The 7845-nt window shown below is 44.8% G+C and carries 7 protein-coding genes; 5 read left to right on the plus strand and 2 right to left on the minus strand.

Annotated elements, in window-relative coordinates; translation table 11 throughout:
• Positions 1-6: 6 nt before the first annotated feature.
• Positions 7-252 (plus strand): YczI family protein, encoded by a 246-nt coding sequence (locus UJ203_RS16265; RefSeq protein ID WP_010333057.1) that lies wholly within the window; start codon positions 7-9, stop codon positions 250-252.
• Between the two features lie 2 nt (positions 253-254).
• Here the strand turns inward: UJ203_RS16265 and UJ203_RS16270 are convergent, their stop codons facing one another.
• Entirely contained in the window at positions 255-545 is a 291-nt protein-coding gene (locus UJ203_RS16270) for an antibiotic biosynthesis monooxygenase (protein ID WP_322012394.1), read from the minus strand.
• A gap of 150 nt (positions 546-695) precedes the next feature.
• On the opposite strand from UJ203_RS16270, the gene UJ203_RS16275 reads away from it, so the two are divergent.
• From UJ203_RS16275 to UJ203_RS16290, 4 genes are all read left to right on the plus strand, one after another.
• Positions 696-2702, plus strand: a complete 2007-nt coding sequence (locus tag UJ203_RS16275; RefSeq protein ID WP_322012397.1) for a penicillin-binding transpeptidase domain-containing protein — start codon at positions 696-698, stop codon at positions 2700-2702.
• A gap of 97 nt (positions 2703-2799) precedes the next feature.
• Positions 2800-3702 carry an aldo/keto reductase gene (locus tag UJ203_RS16280; protein ID WP_095714100.1) on the plus strand — a complete coding sequence of 301 codons (903 nt, stop codon included), beginning with the start codon at positions 2800-2802 and terminating at the stop codon, positions 3700-3702.
• A gap of 190 nt (positions 3703-3892) precedes the next feature.
• Positions 3893-5977, plus strand: coding sequence for a transcription antiterminator (locus UJ203_RS16285; RefSeq protein ID WP_322012400.1), 2085 nt, complete (start codon positions 3893-3895; stop codon positions 5975-5977).
• Between the two features lie 210 nt (positions 5978-6187).
• On the plus strand, positions 6188-7699 hold the full coding sequence (locus tag UJ203_RS16290; RefSeq protein WP_322012402.1) for a class I adenylate-forming enzyme family protein: 1512 nt from the start codon (positions 6188-6190) through the stop codon (positions 7697-7699).
• A gap of 60 nt (positions 7700-7759) precedes the next feature.
• Here UJ203_RS16290 and UJ203_RS16295 read toward each other — a convergent pair.
• Positions 7760-7845, minus strand: an 86-nt coding sequence (locus UJ203_RS16295; protein ID WP_134980913.1) for an IS3 family transposase, incomplete at its 5' end; no start/stop codon positions are given.

Consider the following 7845-nt stretch of genomic DNA (forward strand, 5'->3'; position numbering starts at 1 on the left):
GTCCTTTTGTTTCGCATTTTTAAAATGTCTTTTGCGGTTATCATTATCATACTGGCGCTTATCGCTTTTAACTATACGGAACACACCTCTGTTATCCAATCGGTCATGCTCGTTTTCCTGGGCGCTGTCATGTTTATTCAGGGGCTTGAAGAACGCAAAAAAGAAAACGACAGCTCAGGAGCATTTAACATCTATACTGCCGTTTTCGTTTGGTCTGTTTCTCTCATCGGTTTTACGCTTTATATGATATAAATCTATGATACATCGAGAAAATGCTCAACCGTCGGGAACGGCGTATAGAACCGGTGCAGCAAGGCTTTCCACTCTTTGTACTCGGAAGACCTGCGAAAGCCTTCAGTGTGGTCCTCAAGCGTTTCCCACTCTACGAGCAGCAGGTACTTATGTGTTTCTTCCATACATTTTGATAAAGAATGTGTGATATAGCCCTTCATTCCGGCAATGATCGGCGCCGCCAGCCGGAACGCGTCCTCAAATTCTTGTTCAAGCCCCTCTTTAATATGAAGCATAGCTGCTTCTCTGACCATGTGATCCCTTCTTTCCTCTTTTCAAATAGTTTACAGGAAACGAAAGGAGATTTCTGCAAAAACGATGAACCTTTTCCTTCATTTTCAAAAAAATCTTGCACGTACTAATTCATTTAAGAGAAAATAACAAGTGGAAGGCAGGGGAAAGTCATGTGTAAAAAGTGTATTCTACTATTATTTCTATGTATCGGGCTGATCGGATTAATCGGATGCTCCAAAACAGATTCACCAGAGGACCGAATGGAAGCATTCGTAAAACAGTGGAACGATCAGCAATTCGATGACATGTATCAAAGCCTGACCAAAGATGTAAAAAAAGAAATCTCCAAAAAGGATTTCGTCAGCAGATATAAAACCATCTATGAGCAGGCAGGCGTAAAAAATCTGAAAGTCACTGCGGGAAAAGTGGATGAGGATGATAAAGACAATAAAACGATGAAGCACATCCCATACAAAGTCAGCATGGACACAAATGCGGGCAAAGTCAGCTTTAAAAATACCGCTGTGCTGAAAAAAGAAAAAACAGATGACGAGGAGTCATGGAATATAGATTGGGACCCATCGTTTATTTTCAAGCAGCTGGCTGATGACAAAACCGTTCAAATCGCCAGCATTGAACCGAAACGCGGCCAAATCTACGATAAAAACGGGAAAGGCTTAGCCGTCAACACAGATGTTCCGGAAATCGGAATTATTCCCGGAGAACTTGGCGATAAAAAAGAGAAAGTCATAAAAGAGCTCGCGAAAAAACTGGATGTAACTGAAGATGACATCAACCAGAAGCTGAAACAAAGCTGGGTCAAAGATGATTCATTCGTGCCGGTCAAAAAAGTAAAACCGGACGAAGAAAAGTTGGTGTCTGAAGTGACGGCATTAAAAGGCGTCACAAGAACAAATGTCAGCTCGCGCTATTATCCGTATGGCGAAAAAACAGCCCATCTGACAGGCTACGTTCGCGCGATTACGGCGGAAGAACTGAAGAAAAAGAAAGACGGAACATACAGCGATACGTCAAACATCGGAATCGCAGGTCTTGAAAATGTGTATGAAGACAAGCTCAGAGGCAAAACAGGATGGAAAATCTACGTTCCGCAAACCGGCGAAGTCATCGCTGAAACGAAAGCGAAAGACGGTGAGGATCTACATCTCACAATTGATATCAAAACGCAAACAAAGCTTTATGACGAGCTGAAGGATGACAGCGGGGCGGCAGTCGCACTGCAGCCGCAGACAGGTGAAACACTGGCTCTTGTCAGCGCGCCTTCTTACGATCCAAACGGATTTATCTTCGGATGGAGCGATAAAGAATGGAAAAAACTAAACGAAGACAAAAACAATCCGTTTTCTGCGAAATTCAACAAAACATATGCACCAGGATCCACGATTAAACCGATCGCTGCTGCTATCGGCCTGAAAAACGGCACGCTTAAAGCCGCAGAGAAGAAAACTATCAAAGGGAAACAGTGGCAGAAAGATTCAAGCTGGGGCGGCTATTCTGTTACACGAGTGTCTGACAGCTTAGAGCAAGTGGATTTGGAACATGCCCTGATCACGTCAGACAATATTTACTTTGCGCAAAACGCGCTTGATATGGGAGCGGATACCTTTACAAAAGGCATGAAAACATTTGGGTTTGCAGAGGATATTCCATTTGAATTCCCTGTCCAGCAATCGTCAATCGCAAACGACAAGCTTGACTCAGACATTTTGCTTGCGGATACAGGCTACGGACAGGGACAAATGCAGATGTCTCCGCTTCACCTAGCGGCAGCTTACACGCCATTTGTCGATAATGGAGACCTCGTGAAACCGACGCTTATCAAGAAAGACTCACAAACCGCTGATGTCTGGCACAAACAAGTGCTCACAAAAGAAGGAGCCGCCGATATTACAAAAGGGTTGAAAGGCGTAGTCGAAGATGAGCGCGGGTCAGCGTATCAGCCTGTCGTAAAAGGAATCACTGTGGCTGGAAAAACGGGAACAGCCGAGCTGAAAAAATCAAAGGATGATAAAGACGGCACCGAAAATGGCTGGTTCGTCGGCTATGACTATAAAAACAAAGACCTGCTTGTCGCGATGATGATTCAAAATGTTCAAGATCACGGCGGCAGCCACTACGTAGTCGAAAAAGCAAAAAAGCAATTTCAATCGAAATAAAACCTTTTTAACGGGAGTGAAAGGAAAAAGGGCGTCTGAGACCGAATGATCTAGTAAGGGGCAAAAACCCGGTTTATAAAGAAAAGAGGGATTTTGCATGCAGCGTATTCATTTGGCGGAGGATCTTCAATTTTCAAGAGTGATACACGGGCTTTGGCGTCTGAATGAATGGAACTATTCAGACGCTGAGCTGCTCAGTCTCATTGAGTGGTGTGTCGATCAAGGCATTACCACCTTTGATCATGCGGATATTTACGGGGGCTACACGTGCGAGAAAGGTTTTGGAAATGCTCTTGCTCTTTCACCCGGATTAAGGGAAAACATAGAGCTGGTCACAAAATGCGGCATCGTTCTTGAATCACCTGAACGCCCTGCTCACAGATCGCACCATTATAATACAAGCAAAACACACATTCTCGCGTCTGTTGAACAGTCGCTTTTGAATCTCAGAACGGATTATATCGATGTGCTGCTGATTCACAGACCGGACCCGCTCATGGACCCGGAAGGAGTGGCTGAGGCGTTTCATGCGCTGAAAAGCTCCGGGAAGGTCAGATATTTCGGTGTGTCGAACTTTAAAGGCCATCAATATCGGATGCTGGAATCGTATCTGCCTGAAAAGCTTGTCACCAATCAGATTGAGCTTTCCGCATATGAATTAGAAAATATTCAGGACGGCACATTGAACCTGTGTCAGGAAAAACGGATTTCTCCGATGGCCTGGTCGCCGCTTGCAGGCGGTAAAGTATTCGCCGGAAACACGGAAAAAGATCGGCGCATTCGCACGGCGCTTGAAACTGTTCAGGCTGAAATCGGTGCTGCCTCATTGGACGAGGTGATGTACGCATGGCTGTTCACGCATCCGGCCGGCATCATGCCGATTGTCGGAAGCGGAAAACGCGAGCGTATTTCCGCCGCGGTAAACGCCTTGGCGTATAAGCTTGATCAGGATCAGTGGTTCCGTATTTATACAGCCGTACAAGGCCACGATATACCATAAAGAAAAAGCATCAGCATAACGGCTGATGCTTTTTCAATATTGTCACACCGCTTAGTGCCAAATTCCCATTTATAAGTGATTGAATCCTGTTTGAAAGCGTTTTATATTAATAAAGAAAACCCCTTTTTTTCCTCTTCCTATATCTCCATGCGACTTCATCCGCACATCACGAATGTCTGGAGGCCTTTTTATGTATATGACTGCAAGAGAACAAAAGCTTTTAAAGCATTTATTATTACTGAACCGATATGTAACCGTAACGGAGCTGGCTGAGCTGATGGAAGTGAGCACCAGAACCATTCACAGGGAGCTGAAATCAATCAAGCCGCTGATGGAGACTGTGGGGCTCAAGCTCGATAAACAGCCCGGCAAAGGCTTGAAGGCGGTAGGAAGTCCCGAAGATAAACAAAAGCTGCTCACCGAGCTGTCACATGAACAGCATGAATACAGCGCCGACGAACGAAAATTGCTGATTCTCTGTTCGCTATTAGAGTCTCAAGAACCGGTGAAACTGTACACGCTCGCTCATGATCTGCAGGTCACCAATGCTACGGTCAGCTACGATTTAGATGAGCTGGAGAAATGGATTTCTCCGTTCGGGTTAACACTGATCCGAAAAAGAGGCTTTGGCATCCAGCTCATGGGGCCAGAGAACGCGAAACGAAAAATTGTCGGCAATCTGATTGTGAACCGCCTCGATATCCAAATGTTTTTGGAAGCGGTTGAATTAAACATTAAAGGAAAAGCCGATTCCTCCGAGAAGATGTTCGGGGTTGTAAGCAAAGGCGAGCTGTTAAAAATGGAGCGGATTTTATTCCAGCTGAAAGAAAAAATCGCATTTTCTCTATCTGACAGCTCCTATATAGCGCTTGTCGTTCATCTGACGTTTGCGATCGAACGCATTAAACTTGGCGAGACGATCAGCATGGAAGAGAGCGAGCTTGATGAACTCAAGAGTGCTAAAGAATACAGCTCCGCTCTGGAAATCGCGGGCGAGCTTGAACGTGCTTTCGGCGTGACGATCCCGGAAGCGGAGGTCGGCTATATTACGATCCATCTGCGAAGCGCCAACCGCAAATACAAAACAGAATACAGAGCGCAGGAAATAGAGCTTGAAACAGCCATGCAAACAAAACGGCTGATCGCTTTTATTTCAGAAAAAATCAGAATGGATCTGACGAAAAACTACTCTTTATATGAAGGCTTGATTGCCCATTTGGAGCCGGCCATCAGCCGCATGAAAGAAAACATCGACATCTATAATCCAATGAAGGAACAAATCAAGCGTGATTATTTTCTGCTGTATATGGCGATAGAAGAGGGCGTCGAAAAATTTTTCCCGGACATGTCCTTTTCTGATGATGAAATCGCCTTTATCGTTCTTCACTTCGGTTCAGCGCTTGAAATCAAAAAAGAAGAAGCAAAAGTGAAAGCGCTTGTTGTCTGCTCAAGCGGAATCGGTTCTTCGAAAATGCTTGCGTCGAGATTGAAGAAAGAGCTGCCTGAAATTGAATCGTTTGATATGTCATCACTGATCGAGCTGAAGGACCGCGACACTCATGCCTATGATATGATTGTGTCCACTGTGCCGATCCCTTATCAAAACATCGACTATATTATGGTCAGCCCGCTTTTAAATGAGGAAGACGCAAACCAGGTAAAGCAGTATATCAAGCGGAAAATCCCGCTCATTCTTGAGAAAAAAAGAAGCCCGAAGGAAGAAACGCGGCAAGCCGACATCCCTGACATGCTGGCAACGGCGGAAAGCGTGGGACGATACATGACGGTGATTCAAGACGTCTTGCGCCATTTTTCACTCACTGAAATGAAAACAAAGCCGGATCACGGCATGCTGCTGTTTGAGCTTTTTCAACAGCTGAAAAAGGATGGCCTCATCCGAGATCCGAAAAAAGCGGCGGATTGCCTTGCGGAACGCGAAAAACAAGGGGGATTGGGCATACCGGGTACAAACATGGCGCTTTATCATCTCAAAAATGATCATATCGTCCTGCCTTTTTTCAAAATGTATGACCTCAGCACATCTTTTGAAGTCAATGGCATGGACGGAAATACCCTCGATATGACAAGAATTCTCGTCATGATGGCGCCGGCCACATTATCAGCTGAAGGATCAGAGATTTTGAGTGCGATCAGCTCTGCCATTATTGAAAGCGGAGAAAGCATGGCGGGCTTTCAGGAGGAAGGGGAACGAGAACTGTATCAGCGTTTAAACCGCATCTTTTTCACATGGATGAAAGAAAAAAACATCCCGTAATCACCCATTTCACACGCCAAAAAAAGGCGTGTGTTTTTGTATGGATGCAGCACAAAATAAAAAAATGCGGGACTATTTTATCATTCTGTAATGGAATAATTCCAAAATGAAATAGTTTTACAAGTTATCTTTTTTGGGTTAAAATGGGTGAGGTAAGGAAGACAATCTAACAAATTATTGAAGATTCAAGAGAATATAGGAGATGACAATATGGAAACATTACAGCATCTGATTCTGCATGACATGCCGGATAGCGAAGAAATAGAAGCTGTAAAAAGCGGAGCCCACACACTGACATATGCAGCATATCACAAACGGATCAATCAGCTGGCGAATGCTCTGCTTCAAAAAGGAATTCAAAAAGGCGACCATGTGGCTTTGCTTTGCAAAAATGGCCATCCCGCATCAACCATTATGTTTGCCGCACTTGAAATCGGGGCCGTTGTAGTGCCCGTCAGCTGGCAGCTGAAACCATACGAGATGACAGGCATTTTAAAAGCAAGTAAACCGAAAGCATTGTTTTACGGAACGGAATTTAAAGAGATAATGGATGAAGTGCTGCCTGAGCTGTCTTCTGTCCGTTTGATCATGGAAACAGGAACAGCGTATGAGACGTCTCCAGTGTTTGAAGCGCTTTTTGCAGGACCTGATCATTTACCGGAAGCAGAAACGGTTTCTCCGGATGATACAGCGCTTCTGATGTTTACGTCAGGGACAACAGGAAATCCGAAAAGATGCATGATCACCCATGGCGGTATATACAATTACGTATCAAAGTCAAATAGCTCAAGCGCACGAATGAAAAATCTGCGTTTTCTTGCGTGCCACCCGATTTATCATACAAGCGCGCTTATTTGTATCATGCTTGGAACGTTTGCGGGAACCACGTTTATTTTTACAAAGGATCAAGATCCCGTTCGTATGCTGAAGGTCATTGAAGAAGAAAAAATTCAAACGATTATGGCCCTTCCTGTGTTTTACACTTATTTGCTTGAGGCGTGGGAAGAACATCAAACCGATCTGTCCTCGCTCATCATTTTGATGACAGGCGGAACAAAAGTGCCTAGCAGCCTGATTCAGCGGTATCTTGATATCGGCATCCAGCTCGCTCACGGTTACGGAAGCACAGAAGCTTGGGGAATCAGCACATGGGTTCCTGAAATGGGAATGGATAAAGCGGCCTCTGCCGGTAAACCCGTTGCTGATGTTCAAGTCAAGGTAGAAGATCCTGAGACGAGAGAAGAGCTGCCGCAAGGTGAAATCGGAGAAATCGTTGTGCACAGCCCATTCTTATTTAAAGGTTATGAGGAAAACCCTGAAGCGACAGCAAAAGTGCTGCAAAACGGCTGGTTCAGAACCGGAGATTCAGGCTACGTGGATGAGGACGGCTTTATCTTCATCACCGGACGCTACAAGGATGTCATTATTTACGGAGGCGACAATGTCTATCCTGATCAGGTTGAAGAAGTCATCCAGCAGATCCCGGGCATCCTCGAAACAGCAGTGGTCGGGATACCAGACCCGCTGTACGGAGAAAAACCAAAAGCCTTTATCGTCACTAACGGCGCTCAGGAAATAACAGAAGCGGATGTCATTGCATTCTGTAAAGAACGCTTGTCCGCTTACAAAATTCCTGAAATCGAATTCGTAAAGGAACTTCCGAAAAATAATCTCGGCAAAGTGAAAAAAGACGTCTTGCGTAAGCAAGCCGTACATTCATAAAAGAAAAGCCCGTCATTTAGGGACTGACCCCTGTTTTTGAGACAGGGATCAAAACACCTTTTATACAGCCAATTGCCGATAGCTTATCGGTGATTGGCTGTTTAGTTTCGTTTGAATACGAATGTTGTTATAATAATAAATGTATT

The sequence above is a fragment of the Bacillus sp. V26 genome (assembly GCF_034296245.1).
Taxonomy (GTDB): domain Bacteria; phylum Bacillota; class Bacilli; order Bacillales; family Bacillaceae; genus Bacillus; species Bacillus halotolerans.

What these genes read in the sequence shown, in the direction of transcription:
- UJ203_RS16270 (WP_322012394.1), bottom strand. Translation starts at nt 545, where the DNA reads ATGGTCAGAGAAGCAGCTATGCTTCATATTAAAGAGGGGCTTGAACAA.
- UJ203_RS16275 (WP_322012397.1), top strand. Translation starts at nt 696, where the DNA reads ATGTGTAAAAAGTGTATTCTACTATTATTTCTATGTATCGGGCTGATC.
- UJ203_RS16280 (WP_095714100.1), top strand. Translation starts at nt 2,800, where the DNA reads ATGCAGCGTATTCATTTGGCGGAGGATCTTCAATTTTCAAGAGTGATA.
- UJ203_RS16285 (WP_322012400.1), top strand. Translation starts at nt 3,893, where the DNA reads ATGTATATGACTGCAAGAGAACAAAAGCTTTTAAAGCATTTATTATTA.
- UJ203_RS16290 (WP_322012402.1), top strand. Translation starts at nt 6,188, where the DNA reads ATGGAAACATTACAGCATCTGATTCTGCATGACATGCCGGATAGCGAA.